22 protein-coding genes are annotated in these 21,461 nt (G+C 31.6%); all 22 read left to right on the top strand.

Annotation, left to right across the window (positions count from 1 at the left end; translation table 11 throughout):
- Nucleotides 1–513 (top strand): hypothetical protein (locus C6H08_RS10985; protein ID WP_104686211.1); only part of this gene is annotated, 513 nt, incomplete at its 5' end.
- A 1-nt stretch (nucleotide 514) separates the two neighbouring features.
- Nucleotides 515–1,489: a hypothetical protein gene (locus tag C6H08_RS10980; RefSeq protein ID WP_052100053.1), complete on the top strand. Its 975-nt coding sequence runs from the start codon at nucleotides 515–517 to the stop codon at nucleotides 1,487–1,489.
- Entirely contained in the window at nucleotides 1,486–1,881 is a 396-nt protein-coding gene (locus tag C6H08_RS11625) for a hypothetical protein (RefSeq protein WP_052092758.1), read from the top strand. Before C6H08_RS10980 ends, C6H08_RS11625 begins: the two co-directional genes overlap by 4 nt.
- 176 nt (nucleotides 1,882–2,057) lie before the next feature.
- Nucleotides 2,058–3,659, top strand: coding sequence for an alpha/beta hydrolase family protein (locus C6H08_RS11620; protein ID WP_194145914.1), 1,602 nt, complete (start codon nucleotides 2,058–2,060; stop codon nucleotides 3,657–3,659).
- Nucleotides 3,652–4,848: a hypothetical protein gene (locus C6H08_RS12200; protein ID WP_052092755.1), complete on the top strand. Its 1,197-nt coding sequence runs from the start codon at nucleotides 3,652–3,654 to the stop codon at nucleotides 4,846–4,848. Before C6H08_RS11620 ends, C6H08_RS12200 begins: the two co-directional genes overlap by 8 nt.
- Nucleotides 4,848–5,621 carry a hypothetical protein gene (locus C6H08_RS10960; protein ID WP_034563375.1) on the top strand — a complete coding sequence of 258 codons (774 nt, stop codon included), beginning with the start codon at nucleotides 4,848–4,850 and terminating at the stop codon, nucleotides 5,619–5,621. The genes C6H08_RS12200 and C6H08_RS10960 overlap by 1 nt, the downstream gene beginning before the upstream one ends.
- Nucleotides 5,614–6,534: a hypothetical protein gene (locus C6H08_RS10955; protein ID WP_034580420.1), complete on the top strand. Its 921-nt coding sequence runs from the start codon at nucleotides 5,614–5,616 to the stop codon at nucleotides 6,532–6,534. Before C6H08_RS10960 ends, C6H08_RS10955 begins: the two co-directional genes overlap by 8 nt.
- A 1-nt stretch (nucleotide 6,535) precedes the next feature.
- Nucleotides 6,536–7,828, top strand: a complete 1,293-nt coding sequence (locus C6H08_RS10950) for a hypothetical protein (RefSeq protein WP_104686210.1) — start codon at nucleotides 6,536–6,538, stop codon at nucleotides 7,826–7,828.
- A gap of 9 nt (nucleotides 7,829–7,837) precedes the next feature.
- Entirely contained in the window at nucleotides 7,838–8,599 is a 762-nt protein-coding gene (locus C6H08_RS10945) for a hypothetical protein (protein WP_104686209.1), read from the top strand.
- 9 nt (nucleotides 8,600–8,608) lie between these two features.
- The gene (locus C6H08_RS10940; protein ID WP_104686208.1) at nucleotides 8,609–10,261 is read left to right on the top strand and encodes an alpha/beta hydrolase family protein; all 1,653 of its coding nucleotides are present in this window, start codon (nucleotides 8,609–8,611) and stop codon (nucleotides 10,259–10,261) included.
- A gap of 15 nt (nucleotides 10,262–10,276) precedes the next feature.
- Nucleotides 10,277–11,713 carry a hypothetical protein gene (locus tag C6H08_RS11615; protein ID WP_194145913.1) on the top strand — a complete coding sequence of 479 codons (1,437 nt, stop codon included), beginning with the start codon at nucleotides 10,277–10,279 and terminating at the stop codon, nucleotides 11,711–11,713.
- Between the two features lie 21 nt (nucleotides 11,714–11,734).
- Nucleotides 11,735–15,388, top strand: a complete 3,654-nt coding sequence (locus tag C6H08_RS10930) for a hypothetical protein (protein WP_138196246.1) — start codon at nucleotides 11,735–11,737, stop codon at nucleotides 15,386–15,388.
- Between the two features lie 12 nt (nucleotides 15,389–15,400).
- Complete coding sequence (locus C6H08_RS10925; RefSeq protein ID WP_034580153.1) at nucleotides 15,401–15,745, top strand: hypothetical protein; 345 nt, start codon at nucleotides 15,401–15,403, stop codon at nucleotides 15,743–15,745.
- Nucleotides 15,721–17,457 (top strand): hypothetical protein, encoded by a 1,737-nt coding sequence (locus C6H08_RS10920; RefSeq protein ID WP_052092965.1) that lies wholly within the window; start codon nucleotides 15,721–15,723, stop codon nucleotides 17,455–17,457. The genes C6H08_RS10925 and C6H08_RS10920 overlap by 25 nt, the downstream gene beginning before the upstream one ends.
- A gap of 6 nt (nucleotides 17,458–17,463) precedes the next feature.
- Nucleotides 17,464–17,778 (top strand): hypothetical protein, encoded by a 315-nt coding sequence (locus C6H08_RS10915; RefSeq protein ID WP_034580154.1) that lies wholly within the window; start codon nucleotides 17,464–17,466, stop codon nucleotides 17,776–17,778.
- 381 nt (nucleotides 17,779–18,159) lie between these two features.
- Nucleotides 18,160–18,426, top strand: a complete 267-nt coding sequence (locus tag C6H08_RS12195; protein WP_233708587.1) for a hypothetical protein — start codon at nucleotides 18,160–18,162, stop codon at nucleotides 18,424–18,426.
- On the top strand, nucleotides 18,423–18,662 hold the full coding sequence (locus tag C6H08_RS10905) for a hypothetical protein (protein WP_104686207.1): 240 nt from the start codon (nucleotides 18,423–18,425) through the stop codon (nucleotides 18,660–18,662). Before C6H08_RS12195 ends, C6H08_RS10905 begins: the two co-directional genes overlap by 4 nt.
- Nucleotides 18,598–18,915: a hypothetical protein gene (locus C6H08_RS10900; RefSeq protein ID WP_138196244.1), complete on the top strand. Its 318-nt coding sequence runs from the start codon at nucleotides 18,598–18,600 to the stop codon at nucleotides 18,913–18,915. The genes C6H08_RS10905 and C6H08_RS10900 overlap by 65 nt, the downstream gene beginning before the upstream one ends.
- Before the next feature lie 30 nt (nucleotides 18,916–18,945).
- Nucleotides 18,946–19,443: a hypothetical protein gene (locus C6H08_RS10895; protein WP_080732233.1), complete on the top strand. Its 498-nt coding sequence runs from the start codon at nucleotides 18,946–18,948 to the stop codon at nucleotides 19,441–19,443.
- Complete coding sequence (locus C6H08_RS10890; protein WP_411698107.1) at nucleotides 19,434–20,198, top strand: hypothetical protein; 765 nt, start codon at nucleotides 19,434–19,436, stop codon at nucleotides 20,196–20,198. Before C6H08_RS10895 ends, C6H08_RS10890 begins: the two co-directional genes overlap by 10 nt.
- Nucleotides 20,185–20,745 carry a hypothetical protein gene (locus C6H08_RS10885; RefSeq protein WP_104686205.1) on the top strand — a complete coding sequence of 187 codons (561 nt, stop codon included), beginning with the start codon at nucleotides 20,185–20,187 and terminating at the stop codon, nucleotides 20,743–20,745. The genes C6H08_RS10890 and C6H08_RS10885 overlap by 14 nt, the downstream gene beginning before the upstream one ends.
- The gene (locus tag C6H08_RS10880) at nucleotides 20,699–21,328 is read left to right on the top strand and encodes a hypothetical protein (RefSeq protein ID WP_324761528.1); all 630 of its coding nucleotides are present in this window, start codon (nucleotides 20,699–20,701) and stop codon (nucleotides 21,326–21,328) included. Before C6H08_RS10885 ends, C6H08_RS10880 begins: the two co-directional genes overlap by 47 nt.
- The last annotated feature ends 133 nt before the right edge of the window (nucleotides 21,329–21,461 follow it).

Here is a 21,461-nt window from a genome sequence, read left to right as displayed (position 1 = left end):
GGCTATGGGAGATTTATAGACTTAGGGAGAGATTATGCAAATTGTGCTGATGCGAGTTATGCTTCTTTAAAATATGCCTTATATTTAATCTTTGGAATCTTAATTGTTTTATTGCTTAGTGGTTGTTCTTTAATTTCTTTTAAATCCATTGATCCGCAGTATTATAAGTTTAAGAGATTGTGTAAAGAGGCTAAAAATGTAATCTATGATGAGAAATTGTATAGAATCTATAAGGCAAGATATAACAAAGAAAGATACTATGATGACAAAACACAAAAGGAATATTTAATGAGTGATTTTACGATTACTAAGACACACATTGTTAATATAAGCGATAGGCTAACCATTAATGAGAATACTATATTTTATAAAAATATCCCATTTTATAAATATTCATCATTTTGGTATGACTATACAGGTTTATTTTTACAGGGCGATGAGGCCGCTGGTTTTAGTTGGGGAACTAAAGGAACTTTATATTGCAAAGACAATCTTATAGAAGTAAGGAGGTAGTATGTCTAAAAATACTAAAGACATTAGAACACACGAGGCAGATTACAAACTAACGCAGAAGTTTCTTGATTATGCAAATGTAGCCGATGCGAGTTATGCTCTACTAGAATATACAAATGAAGGGTATGAGATTGATAGAAATAAAAACGATTTTGGCGATGGACAAAAGCAATACGCTATCTACACTGATAAAAACACAAATACTGATTACATTTCCACCTACGCCCGAGCTATTGAAGCACGATTTATGCAAGATTCTAAAAATCCTCAAGGCAAGAAAATTGATAATAAGATTACAAATGTATCTAAAGAAATAGATTCTACACAATACAAAGATAGCAATGGCTGCCATATCTTTAATGCAGAAAACAATATCTGTCAAAAACTCTATCCTAAAGGGTTGTATATTATTCTTGGAATCTTAGTTGTTTTATTGCTTAATGGTTGTTCTACTAAAATTTTTAATTCTCAATATGATGAATTTCAAAAATTGTGTGAAGAGGTAAGTGGTATTTACGAATATGAAGAACCATTAATCGAAGTAAGCAATGGCTACAAGGGAAATTTACCAAGTAACGATGACAAGTGGGAGCAAGATATGATTGGAGAAATTACATATATCTTACATAAACAAGGCAAGATAACGCAAGTTTTTACTATGTATGCTAATAGCATAAAAAATGAAAAAGGTTTTGCAGTTGAATCCTATGCAATAGAAATAGGTTTTATTTACGATAAAGGTGGATTTTTTATACCTAAAATCGATGGCACTCCTTTTCAAAATACTGACAGCTGTATGAATCGTGATAATAAATTTACTTTAAATAAAGGCGAACGATGGTCTTATTTTGCGGTTTTAGAAAGTGGATTGCAGTTAAGTTATAGATTTAAATATATAAAGGAAAATAAACATAATGTTTGGTTTCAAAAAGGTCGTAAAACTTCATTTAATGAAATAAAAGTCGGTGAGAAATGAAAAAGAATATTAAAACACACGAAGCGGACATAAAATTGACACAAAAATTTCTTGACTATGCTAATTGTGCAGATGCGAGTTATGCTTTTTTAAAATATGTTTTATATTCTATTCTTGGAATCTTAGTGATTGTATCATTTAATGGTTGTTCTTTTTCTTTTAAATCCATTGACCCGCAATATTATAAATTTAAGAGGTTGTGTAAAAATGTAGATTCTGAAGTAACGATTTATAATCAGGATTATTTTGATATTATCAAAAATCGAAAAGATATAAAAACAAATGATAAAGGCTGTTTTTATAGTGAAAAATTGGAACAAGAAATTTGTTTTGGTGGTTTTGCCTATTCAAAATCCAATAGAGTAGTCATTGAATACAAAAATTTGGCTTAAGGAAAAGCATACAAAAAAGGTATTATAATGATATACATTATTTGGATTATACCCTATATGTTTATACTTACTATGGTTTATTTTTAAGAGGTGATGAGGGCAGAGGGTGGCATTGGGAAACAGAAGATTCTTTAGAGTGTAGTATTATGGACAACTATTAAACAAGGAATTAAAAAATGAGCAAAAACATACAAACTCATAATGCAGATTATAAGCTAACACAGAAATTCTTAGATTATGCAAATTGTGCTGATGCGAGTTATGCGTTGTTGCATTATATCAACGATACTATTCAAGAAAACAAAAAAACAGGAGAAAAAGAAAAAGGCGATGGACAAAAACTAGGCTCAACTTATTTCAACAAAGATACTAACACAGAGCAAATCTCCACCTACGCCAGAGCTATTGAGGCACGATTTAATCAAGATTCTAAAAACTCTCAAGGTAAAAAGCTTGATAACAAAATCCAAAATGTATCTAAAGAAATAGATTCTGCACAACACAAAGATAGCAATGGCTGTCATATCTTTAATGCAGAAATAAATAAATGTATAAAGCTATATCCTAAAGAGTTAAGCGATAGAACCATAACCTTCGTTAATCGCTTTAAGCTTTTATTTCATCAGCCTAATACTGATTCAGGTTTCTCTGCTACTCTCTTTAAAGACACAAAAGCAGATTCTAAAGATTCAGAATATATCTTAGCTTTTCGTGGCACAGAAGATTCTAAAGACATATTTGAAGCCGATGTTTCTTTGATTGGTGGTGTGATACCTAAAAAGCAATATTTGGATATGCTAGACTTTTATGGCGAATGTATTGAGAAAAGTTATATCACAGAATCTACTCCCTTAATTGTTGTGGGGCATTCGCTAGGTGGGTGTTTAACGCAACTTTTTGCCTTATCCTTTGCTACACCTACGCATTCTAATATAGTCAAGGAAATCTACACCTTTAATTCCTCTGGTGCTAAAAAGCTTGATTTTAATGCGGTATTGATTGATATGAATGATAATTATGCAGATAATCTCCAAAAAGTTTTAACATTAAAAAGAATGCAATTCTACAAAGATAAAATAGATGAGCTTTTAAGAGAAATCTATCAAAAAAGTAAGAATGGCTATGATATGCCAAATGCTAATTTTCATCATTTACTTATTAGCGCTAAAGCCCAAAGAGATATGAATTCGTATAGTCAGCTAGAAATTACCCTTTATGCGATTCATCTTAATGAATTTTATGCTAATAAAATAGCTAATTTCTTTACCAATAAGATGTTGCAACAACCCTTAGCGTGTAAAGATTCTATCCATCATATAGAAGCCGATGATGACTCTAATCCTGATAATAATAAAAAAATAGATAATCTTATACAAGATTTAGGTAAAGACATAGATGGGAAGCATTATCTGCTTAATATTTTGGGGGAACATTTTACAGGAATACGATATTTTAGAGTCGATAAATGGTTTGATTCTCACTATCTATCACCACTAATTATGACATTGCAGGAGGCTATAATGCTAATCAATGGTAAGGTTAATAATGGCATAAATAATTTATTAGAATACAATCAATACAAAGAGCAAATTAGCCAATATGAATACCAATTCTACTCTACCCATATAGCACAAGAAAATATTATTTTGGAAGCAAAATTATCTAATGATATTGATATAAGTCAAGAGGAATTAGAAACAATGATAATGGAAATGGATTATCCAACTGATTTTTTATATGCAATTTCTTATATTACTGATAAGGAAAGTTATGCTTGATAAATTGATAAACTTAAAACAATTTACAGAAACGAGTCATGCTGTCTTGGAGCAGCAAACCTACAAAATTGCCCTGTTTAATAATTCTTTAAGAGAGCAAATTATAAGACAACTTCCTAAAGATATTGCACAAGAGCAAGACCACAATCTCTATAACCTCCTATCCTCCCTCTACTCTCACAATGCCTACTATACTTATGTAGATTCTAAAGACATAGAGAATCTAAGTATTAATGATTTAGATAATGAAGCTAAGCTAGGATATTTTTATTGTTTGTATCAATGCAATCCTTTGCTAGTGCTAGATAATGAAAATAATACAACACTAAATAGCAGAGTCATTACGCAAAACTTTGGCTACAAAGATGACTTTTACCTCTCCTTCATCGCTAATAAAGATTCTCTAAGTAATGAGTACCTCCAAGCTAGAAAAGCCTTATATAAAACAATGATGAATCTAAGAAAGGAAAGAGAGCAAGAATATCAAAAAGAACAGACAAGAATCTCACAATTGAGCTATGAGGAATACAAAGAGGAGCAAGGAAAAAAAGAGAGGCAAGAGAGATTTTCAAGTAGAAACACCAACACCAATAATCTCATCTTAGAATCTAAAGACAAAAACAATGTGATTATCTTTTTAGATTCTGCTAACTCTCTATCCAACCTTATCCATATCCATAATGAAAGAATAGATATTTTTACTAAAGATACAAACACTATTGATATACAAGAGTTAGCAAAAGCCTATCAAGATTATGGTATCACTTTAGATTCTTTGTATTCTAGTAATACACAAATCTTTTTATATTCTCAATTATTATTAGGCTCTAAAGAATCCCCTAATAATCCGTTATTCTTTGGTGAGTTAGACAAAGAGGGCGTGTTTAGAGAATCTAAGCCTGTGTATCACTTAATCGGCAAAACAGATTCTAACTCTATAGAATCTACAAGCAACAATAGAGATTCTAACAATTCCCTAAGCACCCTCCAAGTATTCCTCAATGGTAATACCCTAACACTCCTTAATTATTCTCTTATTGATTCTAGCCTTAACATCAAATTAGAATGTAACTCCTCTGAATCTCAAGCAATACAAGAGAAAGAAAAAGAACAAGCACAAAGAGATTCTTCGCCTATGGCTCAGAATGACAGAGAATCTAAAGCCAAAGATTCTCTAAAGGTAGCCTAATGAAAAAGATTTTGCACATACTCAATCAAAAAACACAAAAGTTCATCAACGCACTCGCTAAACTTTCTAATAAACAAATATTACTTTTAATGCTTCCTTTAGGCATTATATTCTTTATCTATAAAACCTATCAAGATTTTTATACACAAGACATCTCACAGAGCTTACAACAAAGTCAAATCCTAACCCCACAAGAAATAGCATATTTACATCAATGGTATGAGAATGACTATGAAAGAGATTTAGAAAAAATAAAGCCATTATCTCAAGTTCAAGATTCTATCATACAAGACCCCACAATCCCACTTATATACAAGATTCCACGACACTTAATCAACAATCCAAATGACGAATGGATTGCATACATTTTTTATCCTTACCTAAAAGTGCATATGGAATACATTATGTTGCAACCAATACACACCGACAAAGAACAAAATGTTATCATCAATCCACAAGAAATCAATCTATTTAATGATTTATTTCAAGCCTACAAGGCACTTATGAAAATAGATTCTACTCAAAGTCTTACACTTGCTAGTGCTTTTAGTCTTGTTTCCTATTATATGATAATAGCTAAATCCAATACAAATTATTGTGAAATATTGGGGGATTTAAGGAATAAATTATATATAAGCTTACAAGATAAAAATACAATGCTACAAAATCCTTTATATCGAAAATATATAGATAACGAAGGAATAGAAAAAATAACACAGCAAATCCACAAAAGTGATACAATAATACAAGAGTTAAGGACTTGCGATGAATGAGATTAAAAATACAGAGCATTTGAACAAGAAAGATAAAGAGAATCTTCAAGACTTCTTTGAGAAATATTCGTTAGCGTGGCATATAGTAAAAGAATTTGAAAGATTGCAAGACAAAACACGACTAGAGCAGCAAGCAGAAAAAGCAAAAGAAAAACTTGCTGAAATTAGCACGAGTGTTGATGTTGTGGCAGAATATAATAAACCAAAATCCACTTCAGTTATCCGCACTCTTAAGACCTCCATTTTTGAAGTAAGCGATATGATTAGGGTATTTACTAAGCCTGTGGGACATTTTGTGAATATATACGATGGTTTTGTGGAATATAAAAAAACAGGCGATACTATTAAGGTAGTTACAAAAATAGGCTCAAATATTGCTAGCGGTTCTATTATGATAGCTGGGGGTTATGCCTCGTTCAAGGCAGCAGTTGCTGCTGGTGCTGCTTCATCTGTATTTTTAACTCCTATTGGCGGGGCTATTGTTGGGATTGCGGTATTTGTAGCGGGTATTGGGACTTCGTATTGGATTTCAGATAATTTTGGCACAGCCTTAAATGCTGGAGCAAATGGCGTGGTTGATTATATCAGAGAAACAGATTTTACCTTTAGTCCTAACTCCATAGAATATAACAAACTCGATGCGACAAGTACTACACAACTAATAAATACAGCCCATTGCCACCAAACTTTTGAAACAAGAAATCGCCAAAAGTTTTTGCGATATGGATTAGGTAATACACACAAAAAACAAATTTTTATAAACAATATCAATGTAACAGACAAATTGTATCCCAATGATAGAATATTGCCACAAAATGTGCTTCAGATGACGAGACTAAATGTCATAGATAAACTAACACCAGAACAACTAAAAAAGGTATCTGATACAATAGAACAATTAAGGGGAAGATAAAATGAATGCTAAATGTAAAATTCTAACAATACAAGATATTGAAAGCTTAAATAAAGATTCTAATATTATTTATCTAAAAGCCTTATACCAATGTGAAAGCATAATGTATTTTGATGAAAATGATGACTTGTTTTATAAGGATAAAGTGAAAGAATTTTATAACTACAAATCCGCATTTTACCTCTCCTTCATCGCTAATAAAGATTCTCTAAGCACTACATACCTTGAAGCCAGAAAAGCCTTATATAAAACCTACCAACTCATTAAGCAAGAGCAGGCAGAGGAGTTACAAAAACAACGACAAGAGCTAGAGCAAGAACTGCAAGGATTAGATTCTAAGCAAAGAGAATCTAAACTCCAAGAACTACAAAGAGAGCAAAGGAAAAGAGAAAGACAAGAAAGATTTTCTAATAGAAATACAGCAAATAAAGATTCATATCTTATTTTAGAATCTAAAGACAAATCTAAAAGAATCATATTTTTAGATAAATTAGATTCTAACACTTCACATATTTCAATGAGTAACCTTATCCATATCCACAATGAAAGAATAGATATTTTTACAAAAGATAATACAACGCTAGATATACAAGAGTTAGAATCTCTCATTACAAACTACAAACAAAGATATTTAGAATCTAATAACATAGAATCTAGCAATCAAAAATCCCATATTGATTGTAATCAAGAATCTAAACTTACTTTAGATTCTTTGCATTCTAGTAACACACAAATATTTTTATATTCTCAATTATTATTAGGCTCTAAAGAATCCCCTAATAATCCCCTATTCTTTGGAGAATTAGACAAAAATGGAGTGTTTGTAGAATCTAAACCCATCTATCACTTAATCGGTGAAATAGATTCTAACTCTATAGAATCTACAAGCAACAATAGAGATTCTAACAATTCCCTAAGCACCCTCCAAGTATTTCTAGGTAGCAATACCCTAACACTCTTAAACTATTCTCTAATTGATTCTAGCCTTAACATCAAATTAGAATGTAACTCTAAAGAATCTAAAGCAATACTAGAGAGAGAAAAAGCACAAAGGGAAAAACAAGAAGAGCAAGACTCTCAAACAAAAGATTCTCTAACAAGCACTGCAATGCTTCACCCAATACTAGAAGATGATGAAATAAAATGTCCTCATAATGGAGTAGTAAAACTAAAGAGCAATAAAGGCAAACCTTTTACTTCTAAAGGCATACCTATGGTATTAGAATCTGATTTATTACATAGCTCTATCATAGGTTGCACTAATCCATTGCAACACAATAATACATCACTTTAGGAATAACAAATGCAAATTATACATCTCTTAATCCTTAGTCTTATCTTAGTAATTTATAGTGGGTGTTATGATGGTCATTTGATACAAAAAGACCATACCAAATATGACAAACTGCAAATACAAGCAGATGACGATACAAAAATCTATGATACTTCTGTACCAAAACACTATTTTGGTACATATTATCTCGAAAAGGTTCTCGATGCGATTGAAATAAGCAATTATATTTTTAGCAAAGATACACGACAATCAAATGTGTATCATAAAACTATTCTTGGTGATGAAGTGATAGTATTTACTAAAGATTCTAACTATCAAGCATTTTTGAAACAAATAGTTGTAGAATACACAGAAAGGAGGGTTGATAAAAAAACAATGATTACAAAACAAACTTTTACATTTAAGAATAAAAATACACAAAAGATTTTAGCCCAAGTGTATGATTACAGAAATTATGAACAAAGATTTAAAATCTATAGACTAGGCTGGAGTGTTTTTCAACGTTGGAGAACAATCGATGAGATGTGCGAGGATGATAGTGCAATAGGTGTAGTAGGCCAAGCGTGCTCGTGCAAAACAGGACGTTTTAAGGAGAGATTAAATCCGGAAACACTCCAACTCGTAGAAAAAAGTTGTGAGAATATGCGCATACATGAAAAGCTTAACAATTTTTGGTGTCTATGTTTAAAATCCTATAAAGATAATAGTCTTAGGCCTGTATTAGGTGTGCCAATAGAGTGGATAGGAAATATAGAGAATGTCGTATGGTAAGGAGTATAAATGCCACACAACCAAATACCAAACAATCAAGATATAATGCTAGATTCCGATAAGAATCTCTTGCAATATGAAACACACATAAAGCTTATGTATAAATATGCTATTTTGGCTTTGGCGGGGAATGTAAAACTCACATATTTTATGGAAGCAAGAAAAAGAAATGACTATACAGATGTCAAGAAAGATTTAGATATTCAAGGAAACAAAATACAATGTAAAATAGAAAAAATAGCAACTTGTCTATCATTACTAGATGAGTATAATAAAAGCATATTGCTAGGTTTGAGTGATTCTCAAAAAATGTTATTTTTAGCACTTGTTCGTTCAAACAAGGATATAGGTGATAAAATCCCCGTTGGCGGGTTTGGTTGCAGCTTAATGACTATCGCCCTAAACTTTGCCAAAAATTATGAAGTGATAGACCACATCAATGAAAATGATAGAGAATCTAAAATGGGCTTTAGGGCTACGCTTTTTAGAGATGTAAGCAATAATGAATATATTTTAGGCATAGCAGGGACTGATGCCCCAAGCCCCAATCCTCTTACAATTGATTGGAGGGATATAGGAACTGACGCTTCTTTGACATTAAGAAAGCTCCCTAAAAAACAATATGATTCTATGATAAATTTTTACTTTAGGCTAAAGCAAAGCGGAAAGATAGCACATAACACGCCAATAGTGGTAGTAGGACACTCACTAGGCGGGTATCTCGCCCAGCTTTTTGCTCTCACATATCCGCATATCACACAAGAACTTTATACCTATCAAGCACCGGGTGCGAAGAGACTATGGAGAGGAATGTTTAGCATTTTGCAAAGCCTTAATATACAATCTAAAGAGACACAAACAAATATGCGAGAGCATAGAAAACAAGCCTATATCAATCTCTCAAAATCACACAGACAAGAAGCAATGAATATTTTAAAAGACAAAACCTTTCATATCCATACCGATAAAGATTCTAATCTCAACAATAACCAATGGATACTAGCAAATTTTGTCCAAGAGCTAGGCACAAAAACACCGGGCTATTTATATTATATCAATGACAAAGATAATGACTTTCATCACCCAGCTTATTGTGTGCGTGCATTAGAAAGGCTAAATAGATTGTTAGATGTAATCCACGATAGTGCAAAAAAGCAAATGGATCTGCAAGATTTAAATCTTTTTCTACGCAATCTGTATCATTATGCTTTGTTGCATAGGAGGGGCGAAACTCTAAGCGAGGCGATAGATTGTGTATTAGATGATGTGGCGTATTATCAAAATCTCATAGAAATGAAAAGCATTGATTTTTTGCAAGATATGGGTTTGGAGGCTTTTGTGGAAAATAGGCAAATATATATCATGCCACTTGCTACCAATGATTTCATAAATATCCCACTAGATTCTCTCAATAAGCTTGATTTGGGCTACTTGCGTTCATTGGTAAAATCACAGGCTTATAGACCTATCGCACACGATACTATTAGCCTATTAAACTTCAAAAACATTTCTTATTTTTTAGGCTACAATGCAAGCACATACAAAATTTATCAAAATGGGCTAGATGATTTTAGTCTAAATGCCTATATTGAGAAATTTCATCTTTGCATAGAGCAAGGCGAAACTCATAGGATAATATTTAAAGAAGAGCTATATTTATAAGTTAAGGGAATTATAATGAAACAACGTGTAAGCACACAATATTCTAGCAATGATTTTTTAGTGTTAGAAAATAAAGCAATCTATTTTGCAAAAGAAAACGATTGTATCGATTGTGTAGAGATAGCAAAAATCGCCAACATAGAACATATTTATATATCTTGGTTTGGTCTTTTACTCACAGGCTCTAAAGAATCCTCTAATAATCCGTTATTCTTTGGAGAATTAGACAAAGAGGGAGTGTTTGTAGAATCTAAACCCATCTATCACTTAATCGGTGAGATAGATTCTAACTTTATAGAATCTACAAGCAACAATAGAGATTCTAACAATTCCCTAAGCACCCTCCAAGTATTTCTAGGTAGCAATACCCTAACACTCTTAAACTACTCCCTCCTAGATTCTAGCCTTAACATCAAATTAGAATGTAACTCTAAAGAATCTAAAGCAATACTAGAGAGAGAAAAAGCACAAAGGGAAAAACAAGAAGAGCGAGACTCTCAAACAAAAGATTCTCTAACAAGCACTGCAATGCTTCACCCAATACTAGAAGATGATGAAATTAAATGTCCTCATAATGGAGTAGTAAAGCTAAAGAGTAATAAAGGTAAAAGCTTTACTTCTAAAGGCATACCCTTAGTATTAGAATCTGATTTATTACATAGCTCTATCATAGGTTGCACTAATCCATTGCTAAGTGGAGGACCTTGCACTATGGTAGCTACTATACTTCCAAATGCAAGAGGATTAAAGAAATTTAATGATGACTATCCTATAATGCAAGATTTAGTCTTTAGTGGTGTAATGAGTGATAAAGGCTTTCCTCTTATTTGCACTCCTAAAGAAAATACTTTTAGGATAAACTCACCAAATCCTAGTAATGCTAATACACAAAGCAAAGAAGCTTTAGAATCTCAAATACAATATACAAAACCAATATTTACAATATGCTACAAAATAGATTCTTTACAAAAAAATTCTCTTAATATCTATGCTTGTCAAATCAATATGAAGGATATAATACAGGATATGCCATTACAAAACTATATGCTTCATCTTTCAGAATGCAAAGAAGTAGATTTTACAACGCTTCCACAAACAATACAAGTAGAGTATCCCACAAAGCATTATATACATAAAAGCTTTTGCATAGTGTTTGACAATCACACAAGAGAGTATATAGCCATTATTCGCAAAAATATTCCAAAAATATTAGAGAAACTCTATAAAGAGAATGAACAAGCTAAAAAACATAAAGACTATGGTTATGGAGGGTTTAAGCTTTTAGATAATACAAAAAGACTTTATGAAGAACATAGAATCTATAGTAGAGAAATATGGTTATATCCTAGTAGATCTGAAAAACTAATGATAGAATTTGGCAATGAAGAAAGAGAAGATACGCAAGGCAATCATAATAGCTATAATGCTTTGTCAAATATATATGTGAGGTAGAGAATGAGAGAGGATAAAAATGTGCAAAATACTATTAGTATAGAAAAGATACATAACATCAAGCCTACACAAGAGATAAAAGAAATTATAGAGAAATTTTTAAAGAATGCTAAAGACAAGAATCTTGCTCTACATATTATCGCACCTACTGACTTTATCGCAGAGAGATTGTATCAAGAATTTGATAGTTATATGGATACTAGTAAGATAAAGACTCTTTGTTTTTATTCAATTAAGCTTGATAATTTATTATCAGATATCTACAAGCAACAAAGACAAAGGAATAAAAGCAAACTCAATATTCAATACATAAATGAAGATAGTAACAATCCATTAGAAATATTCATTAATAAAGTAGCAAATGAGGCACAAAAGATAAGAAACAACCAACAAAAAGAAGAAAAACAAACTCATATTGTTTATGATATAGCAAGTGTTCTTACCACTGCCCCAATACAAGTTGGCTCTGGTAGCATGGGAGATTTAGACAATATTAACTCTGTAAAAGAAAATCAAGAAAAATTAAGAAGGCATAGCTTTTTTGAAGATATAGAATTACTTGAGTATTCAAATGCCTATATCCCAAAAGAATCAACACTAAACTTTTATGATATAAAAAATACAGATTCCATAGGTATACAATATATAAAAGAGTTTTTTATTGATATTGTAGAGAAGGTAACGAGTTATTATGAGGCATATATTGAAGATAAACAACTAAGAGACAAAAAGTTAGAAGACCTCAAAACAAAACTCATGCATACTCGCAATGAGATCTTAACAAATTTAAGCAACACAAAGCAGAATAAGGCAGATGATGAAACAAGGACTGCTCTGCTTATAGCATTAAAGATTGGGATAGCAATTATTAGTGTATGTCTATCTCTTGGTAGTGGAAGTCTCTTTGTGTTCCTTGCTTTAAGTTTGGGAACAGCTTCTAGTATAAGAGAGATGTATGATATTTCAGAAGAACTCAATGCAATAGGAAACAATAGATATTATAGGGCAGTTGCAGTGCCTATACTTACTGCATTTTTTAAGGATATTAGCGAAGTTCTTGCAGTATGTTTGGTAGAATCTCATATCTTTATGCTACTTGATAGCGATGGTAATTTTATTGATCTTAGTGGATTAGAAGCTGATTTTCTGATTAAAGAAAAGTCTTTTAATCTTACGCCAGAGCTTAATCAAATCATACAGGGAAAATATCATGGAAATATACAAAGTATTATAGATATACTTAAAAAACAACAAGAATATATCACAAATGACAATAATGAATATTCATCTATGTGTATATCTCCCTTACATACAGATTCTAATACTAAAAGCCCAGCATACAATCTTTTTAATAGACTTACAAAATCATATACAAATTTTATCCATATGACACATCCAGCCTTTACATCAAAAAGGCTAGCAACCGCTATAAAGGAAGAAAATACAACAAAATCTAATAGAAATTATATAACATTTACCCCACCACCAAGCAAGCAAAGAGCTGGCAGTATGGAGAAAGCAATAAGAAAGATGGGTGTGCAGATACAAGGCAGACCAAATCCACCAAAACTAACCAATAACAATCCAACACAAGATTATAGTAGTTACACGCATGATGATATGGATTCAAACGATCTCTTTTTATACCTCTCACCATTTGTCAAAATCAATCAAACAAAAAAGGGGGAATACAAAGATAACAAGGCACTATCTTATGATGATAAACAATATATACAAAGCCTTATGATACAAGAACAAAATATAAAATTTATCAAAGAATTGCGACAAACATTTATCAAGGAACATATTGGGTATTATAAGTTTTTATTTGATAGTGTAAAATTTGAGGCATATACCGCAAGTAATGATATTGGTTTTGGTGGAGAAAAATATTTTTATACGCCAGAAAATATCTTTTTAAAAGCATTGCTTTTATATTTTTTAGAGCAAGATGGTGCAGAGATTAAAAAGGGATATGTGATGAGCAAAATGTATGCAGAAGCCCAAGGTGCAGAGACAATACTTCAAGGAAAAAGGACTACATTTCTAGTTCAGTCTAATCAAAATCAAGCGATCCCTATTGATTTAATTGACTTAAAAGATCGGATTAAAAAAGCTATGAAACAATATAAAGAAAATGCAAACAACGACTACAAGATAGTGCTTGGTAATTCTTTTGGAAATATTACACTACATCCATTTTCAAATGATACAAAGAAACTTAGTTTCTCATCTATAAGCCATCATATAAAAGAGCAATACATAGGCTTTAAGCATAAACAACTTGATGAAGCACTGCCACTTATAATGCAATCTATTGGGGAAAATTTCCTTACCACCCTTTTACCAACCACAAAAATATTTTTTGCAGATACAGAATCTAAAAAACTAGAAGCCATGTCAATCCTTTTTATAACCTTTAGCTTTGCTATGTATCTCACCAAAAACAATAACAAAATTACATTATCTCTCTTGAGCACTGCAACTGGTATAAAAGGTATTTTAGACATACCAAACATCATAAAAAATGCTACACTTGAAATACTAGAAAGTGCTTTGAATAATAAAAAAGATTCTATAAAAATTTCAAATAATATAAAGAAAAATCAACAAATTAATGACTTGCTAAAAAAAATAGATCTAAAAAATATTAAAACATCTGATATTAAACACGATAGAGCGGGAAACAAACTTATTATAAGCAAAGAGAGTAAAAGTATTAAATTAATCATTATAGATAACAATAATAATCCAATAAAACAACCACAACATATTACAATACAAGCAGATAATACTCAAATGAATAGGGAAATTACAAAAGCTATTGGCAAGCAGGCACTCAAAGCAAGTTCTCAAGCCTTCATTATTGCACTAGCAGACACAACACTTACGCATATCATAATCTCTCTCTTTAAAACAGATTCTAAAACACTATTAGAAAGATATAAAAGTTTAGAATATAAACTACAATCTCTACGCCATGCACCATTGATTATGGACAGCGATACATTTTTCACCTATCCTATGCCAATTCACTCAAGAATGATTATTTACAATTTCGCTTATGGATTATTTGGTGGGAGTTTAAGCACAGGTGGACTAGAGATTGCACCAAATATACTTCTATATGCAGCCTTACAAAAACTCACAACCGCAGGTAAAACAACAAATCAAAGTGCCTTTACAAGACATATGATAATAAAGCAAATCCTAGCTTTTATTATCCCAGATGAATTAAGAGGCGGAATGGAAGATAGGGACTTTTATAAAACCTTCCTTACAAAAGAACTAAGCCCAAATACACTTAAGAGTGAATATCGCCTAGACACCAATAACATAAGATTGCGAAAAAATGGGCAAGATATAAATGAGATTATACAATCTTACAATCTTTCGCAATCTCAGTGTGAAAAACAAAAGATAAATTTCAAATCAAATGCCAATGTTATTGTAGATTCTTATAATTTCTGCATTGATTATTTAACTGCTGAGATTTCTGGGAGACATAAAACAACACATACAAGAAACTTTATGGAAGCCCTTAGAAATATCGCAAAGAATAATATCTTAGCCATATATGAAGGAGTGAGTGATACAAACAGAGTAAAACAGCCAAAAATTTTTGGACGCATAGCGACGACAATTATACAGCAAGATGGATTTTATTTAGGATAGGTGGGATAAAAAATGAAAAGAATAGAAGATCTGATACATTACCTAAAGGCTAAAAAACCAAAAGATAAAAAACAGAGAATTATCCAATGTATAGTTGGATTATCACTTGGTCTGCCTATAGCTTTTATGATTAATAAATCCGGATTTGAAAGCACTTGTAAAAAACACATTGCAATCATACAAGATAAGCTAGATAGAGAAGCAGCCGGAAAGGCATCGCTTGAATGTGGCACAGGTGCTCTTATTAGTAGCAGCTGGATTTGTGTTAGTCTAAAAGAGGAAATAAAGCAAGAGATGGAGAAAAATAGAATAGTTGGTTTGGAGGAAAGATTATGTTCTTATTTGATAGGGAAGTAAAGACATATACCATAAAAGCACCAAATGGATTAGAGGTTATATTTGATTCTAAAACAAATCTCATTATGCCAAATGGTAAATACCCAAATGAAAAATATCCAGATTTAGTAAAAGCACCAGAAATAAAGGCGAGAATGATACTTGATGCAAGAAAAGAGATGGATAGCTCCCCATATAAAAACTACAAACCATTGCTATATAAAAAAGATTCTATAGTGAATGGTTTTATGGGAGCTAAAACTTCAAATCTCTATATGCTAGAGTGGAAAAAGATCTATCTGAAGGAGAGTGTAAAAGGAAAAGAGATAGCTCCTTGGACTAAAGCTGAAAAAGCCTATTATCAAAGTCTTAATGGTAGAGAAAGATATAATTATCTTGTTGCAAGAAGTGGGATAGAAAGCAGTATCATTGTGTATAAGCATATTGCTCTAAGAGAGATAGAGCGACCTAAAGAGCAAATCTATTTGCAAACTTATGATAAGGCAAAAAAGGAATATGAAGCTTTGTTGTTATCTATAGAAAAAGAGGACTTTTATTTTAAGAGTGATGATGAGAAATGGGATATTTATAAGAGACAATTTGCTAAGTTTGAAAGTGTGATACAAAAGCTTGAGTTTGTCTATACTAAGAGTAGGGATTATAAAGCAGGATTGCTTTTAGCTGAAGTGTATATGAATGATGATTATTATGTGGCTGCAGCATTAGCACAATATCCATATGATGACAAAGAAGAACTTTCATTATCTATTAAAAGAATAAAATCAACCATTCAAGCAAAAACAAAACGATCGGTAAATATCTTACTTGAACTCATAGAAGCCTATAATCTCCCTGATGCCTATTATGGTATGTATCGCTATTGTGTTATACAAAAACAATCTGGTAGTGTTGTAAAGGTGTATTATAATGCCCCAAACATCATCAAAACACCAGAATATTGGTTTGAGTTAGCCTTGCAGTATGGTAGTTATGATGCATTTAAATCGCTAAGCAATGATTTAAACAGAGAGCTTCTTAATGCAGAGTATTGTCTCTCTCTTGGAATATTGGGTAACAAAGATGGCTTTATATGGGCGGGGCTTGGGCTTAATCGATGGGGCTTTGCTACAAGGGCATCACAAGCTCATATTCTAGCCCTACAGCTTGGCTATGAGAATGAATTAAGGCTAGGAAAGCAATATATGAAATTACTCAAAAAGATTCCAAAAGATGAGTATGGATTACGCCCTTTTTTAACAGAATATATAGATATTCTTTTTAGTGAGGAGCTAAATAGAACAAATTATGAGGGAGATCCTAGCTTTTTGCGTTTAGAATTTTTAAATGAAAAGATAAAAAGCGGTGAGCTTTTAAGCCCTACAGATCCAAAGGCGACCAAAGAAAGTAGAGAAACTTATAGAAAAATAGCTATGAGTTGGCATAAAAATCCTTATGATGCTATTGGCTTTAAAGAAGAATGGGAAGATTATCAAGTAGAGAGACATGCAAAGAGAGTTGTTTTACGAGCTAAGATATTAGCCCTTACTCCCCCTCAAGGCTATCCTAATGCACCATTTTATTATTTTCCTGAAGAGATAGAGGAAAGGTTCGAAAAAGGGGAGTTAGATTTTAAACAAGATCCCAGAATCCCAGCTATATATAGAGAATCTTTCCCGCAAGAATTGCGTGATAAAATACAATCTTATGCCAAAAAGCATAATATAAAGAATTGAAGTAGAATGAATAAAATTGTAGGTGTAGGTTTAGTTAAAGATTCTAACAAAATCACCATCTTTGCCAAAGACAGCAGCATTATAGATTCTAAGCATTTAGAAAAAAATTTGGGATTAGATTTTAACTTGCCTTGTGATGTGTATTTTTACTCTTTAGCACTTAGGGGTGGTAAAGAAGATATGAATAAACCTAGATATTTCTATGGAGAAAATGGAGAAGTGTATATTAGTGATGAGCGTGATAATATAGAAGTCTTATATAATAATGCAAGATTATGTATGACAAATTACTATTATCATGCCTATAGCTCATTATATTAAGCATAAAGGAAAGACAAGAAGTAATATCTATGGAGATAACAAAAGAGGCTGCAAAATAATGAAAACTAATACGACAAAAAAGATAATAATACAGAATCTAGCTATAGTGATGATATAAGCGGTATTAAAGAGATACAACCAATAGATAAAAGATTTAGTATCAATCTCTCTACACAAACAAAACCTTCAAGACAAACAGAACAACAACATAGACTTGCTCTAGCCACTAAAGAACAAAAAGAATCCACCCCCATAGATTCTCTAACAAGCACCGCAAGGCTCCACCCTATACTAGAAGATGATGAAATAAAATGTCCTCATAATGGAGTAGTAAAGCTGAAGTCTAATAAAGGGAAGCCTTTTAAATCTAAAGGTATTCCTATGGTTTTAGAATCTGATTTATTACATAGCTCTATCATAGGTTGCACTAATCCTATACTTAGTGGAGGACCTTGCACTATGGTAGCTACTATACTTCCAAATGCTAGAGGATTAAAAAAGTTTAATGATGACTATCCTATAATGCAAGATTTAGTCTTTAGTGGTGTAATGAGTGATAAAGGATTCCCTATTATTAAAGCAAGATTTAAGAAATTTAGTGGGTTTGTGATAGAATTTAAGATTAATCTTTTAAGGAATGTGGTATGAATGAAAATAACATTAAAACAAGGTTTCTCAAAATGTGGGGAATAGTTTTATCAATGTTTGGTATCTTGTTTATGGCTTGTGTATTTAGTGGGTGCTCGTTTAAGTATTTTGATCCGCAGTATTATGAGTTTAAGAGGCTGTGTAAAGAGGTTGAAAAAGATAATACAATATATGATGATAATCTCTACAATCTTTTTTTTAAAGGCAAAGCAAAAAATATCATTTTACAATGGTAGAAAATTTTATGATGAAACCACAAAACAAGAATTTCTTGTTGATAATTTTGATATTAAATTTGATTCTCAAGAAATTTCTAATCGTTTAAGTAAAACAATATATAAACTTCTCTATAATGAAGAAGAATTTTATAGATATTCAGCATATAATTACCACTATTCTGGATTATTTCTAAAAGGTGATGAGGGTGCTGGTTGGTATATAGATTTTGATAATGAAATCTTACAATGCAAACCAAAGGTTTCTTTCTGAATCTAAGAAATAAAGTAAAAATTAGATAGTATGAAAAAGAATATTCAAACGCACAACGCAAAAATAGACTTAATTAAAAAATTATTAGATTACGCAAATGTGGCTGATGCAAGTTATGCTTTGTTGCACTTTGTAAATTATGTAAAAAAAGATAGTAAGGATAAATACGATAACGGCGACAAACAAGACTTGGGCTCAACCTATTTCAATAAAGATACTAATACAGAGCAAAACTCCACCTACGCCCGAGCCATAGAGGCAAGATTTAATGAAGACAGAACAGGCGATTGGTGTATCCCTTTTGCTAATAAATGTCTTACAGAAAAAGATAAAATAAGCAATAACGACATCACTCAAGTAAAATTAGATTCTAAACTCTCTAAAAGAACCATAACTTTTACCAATCGTTTTAGAATCTTAGCTCATCAAGAAAATACTTCAAGCGGATTCTCTGCTACTTTATTTGGAGAAAAAAGAAAACAAAAGAATGCAGAATCTAAACTCCTAAAGAAATTACAATGCTTTTAGTAATAGTATGTTTTCTCCTTATTGCCTTATCTCTTTCCTATTTTCTTTTATGGCTTATATACAGAAAACTCTTTGAATCACAAGAACAGATTTCTATAGCCCTAACATTTGTTGTAAGTATAGGCTTGGTAATGCTTTTTGTGTATCCGCCTATGGTATTTTTTTATTTTCTATTCTTTACTCTTTCATATATTATATGGTGGCTTATATATAGAAAACTCTTTAAATCACAAAAGCATATATCTAAATTTCTTGTAGTGCTTGGAAGTATAGGTTTAATTATCTTTTATTACACACCTTATTCTTTTTATTTAGAGCCAAGTTATCATAAGTTTAAAAATATGTGTAAGTTAAAACCAGAGATTTACCAATTTAATGGTGGCAAGCTTGATGAGAAATATTATAATAAGGTATTAAAGTATTTTGATACGGATTTGGAGAGTTTGGATTGGGAGTATATTCAAGAGAATTTATTTTTTAACGATTCTAAGCAATACGGATACGAATTTGATAAGCATGATGGCAGAATTTCAGCAACGCTATTTTTTATGTTTAAGGATAATAGGGCTTCATTTGATAATATTGACAATATTTGGAGTGTTATGACTTGGCGTGATTTACGCCCACTCCCAGCAGGTAATGAGGGGACGGGATTCTATTTATCTGGGGGAAGAGTGAGTTGCTTTGAAGCTTTACACATCGATATGGCAAAATTTAATGAATGGGAGCGAGGAATAGAAAATGTCAAACAATAAAGAACAGATTAAAAAACTAAGAGACAATGCAGAGTTAGCTATGGCAGCGTATGGATATTTTGATAGATTAAAATATAATGATGCACAAGATGAGGATTCTCAAAAAGCACTAGAGGGATTTAGAAAAATTAAAAAAGATCAAGCTGCTACTATTGCCCATGCAGATATACTCGACATTACTTATAAATACTACCTTAACAATAATGGTAAACCTAAAGATTCTTGGTATCATAATAGGTTGTTTGATGGCGACTTCTCCCCACTCCAAGCCAAAAGATTCTTTTCTCGCTATGATTTATTAGAACATTGCCCCAATACTGAATCTGGTTTTTCTGCTACTTTATTTGGTGAAAAAACAAAACAAAAGAATACAGAATCTAAAGCGATTAGCTATACAAGTGAATATGGTTATATCAATTATACCTTAGCCATTCGTGGGACAGAATCTAAGTTCGAGCAAATCAAAGATATAATAAATGATTACTACATAGGCACAAATAATGACAGCAATAGAAAAACGGCTTCAAAGAAAAAAGAATCTTATTAAGATAAATAAGATTCTAAAAAAATTTACAATCTTATTTCTTATTGGGATTATCTATCTTATAGGAATGCCTTTATATGTAGTTTTTATTATTATTCCTTTAGTTTTGTTTATTCGCTTTAAATATAACATAGGCAGTGTTTTAGTAATACTATTTTTTCTCTTTATCTTTTATTACACACCTTATTCTTATTATTTAGAGCCTAGTTATTGGCAGTTTAGAAATATGTGTAAGCTTAATGAATTACCTAATAATGAAGAGAAGTATAATAAGATTCTAAGGTATTTTGATACAAGTTTAGATACACTAGATTGGGAGGAGTTGAATGGGAAAACTTGGAAAATTTCAGAAGATAGTGGGGATTATAAAAAAGGAGTATTTGAATATGCAACTTTATCAAGAGAGAAAGAAATAAATTTTCGCTTGGGAATAATAGCAGCCTTTTATAGTAATCAATCCCCAATCACCAGACACAACACTAATGTAATGGCAATTGATGGCACTTGGCATACAAGACGCTATTTTCCAGCAGGAAATGAAGGGAGTGGGTTTTATTGGCGTGGAGGAGACTTTATCATGTGTTGATGTAAATGCAGACAATATGACACCAAAAGGAGCAAATAATGAGCAATAAGCAACAAATACAAAAACTAAAAGATAATGCTGAATTAGCTCAAGCTGCTTATGGTTATTTTCATTTGACAGAATCTCAAAAGAT

Source organism: Helicobacter bilis (assembly GCF_900198365.1).
Taxonomy (GTDB): domain Bacteria; phylum Campylobacterota; class Campylobacteria; order Campylobacterales; family Helicobacteraceae; genus Helicobacter_A; species Helicobacter_A bilis_B.
Note: the sequence above shows the minus strand (reverse complement) of the source record. Positions and strands in the feature narration are given on the sequence as shown.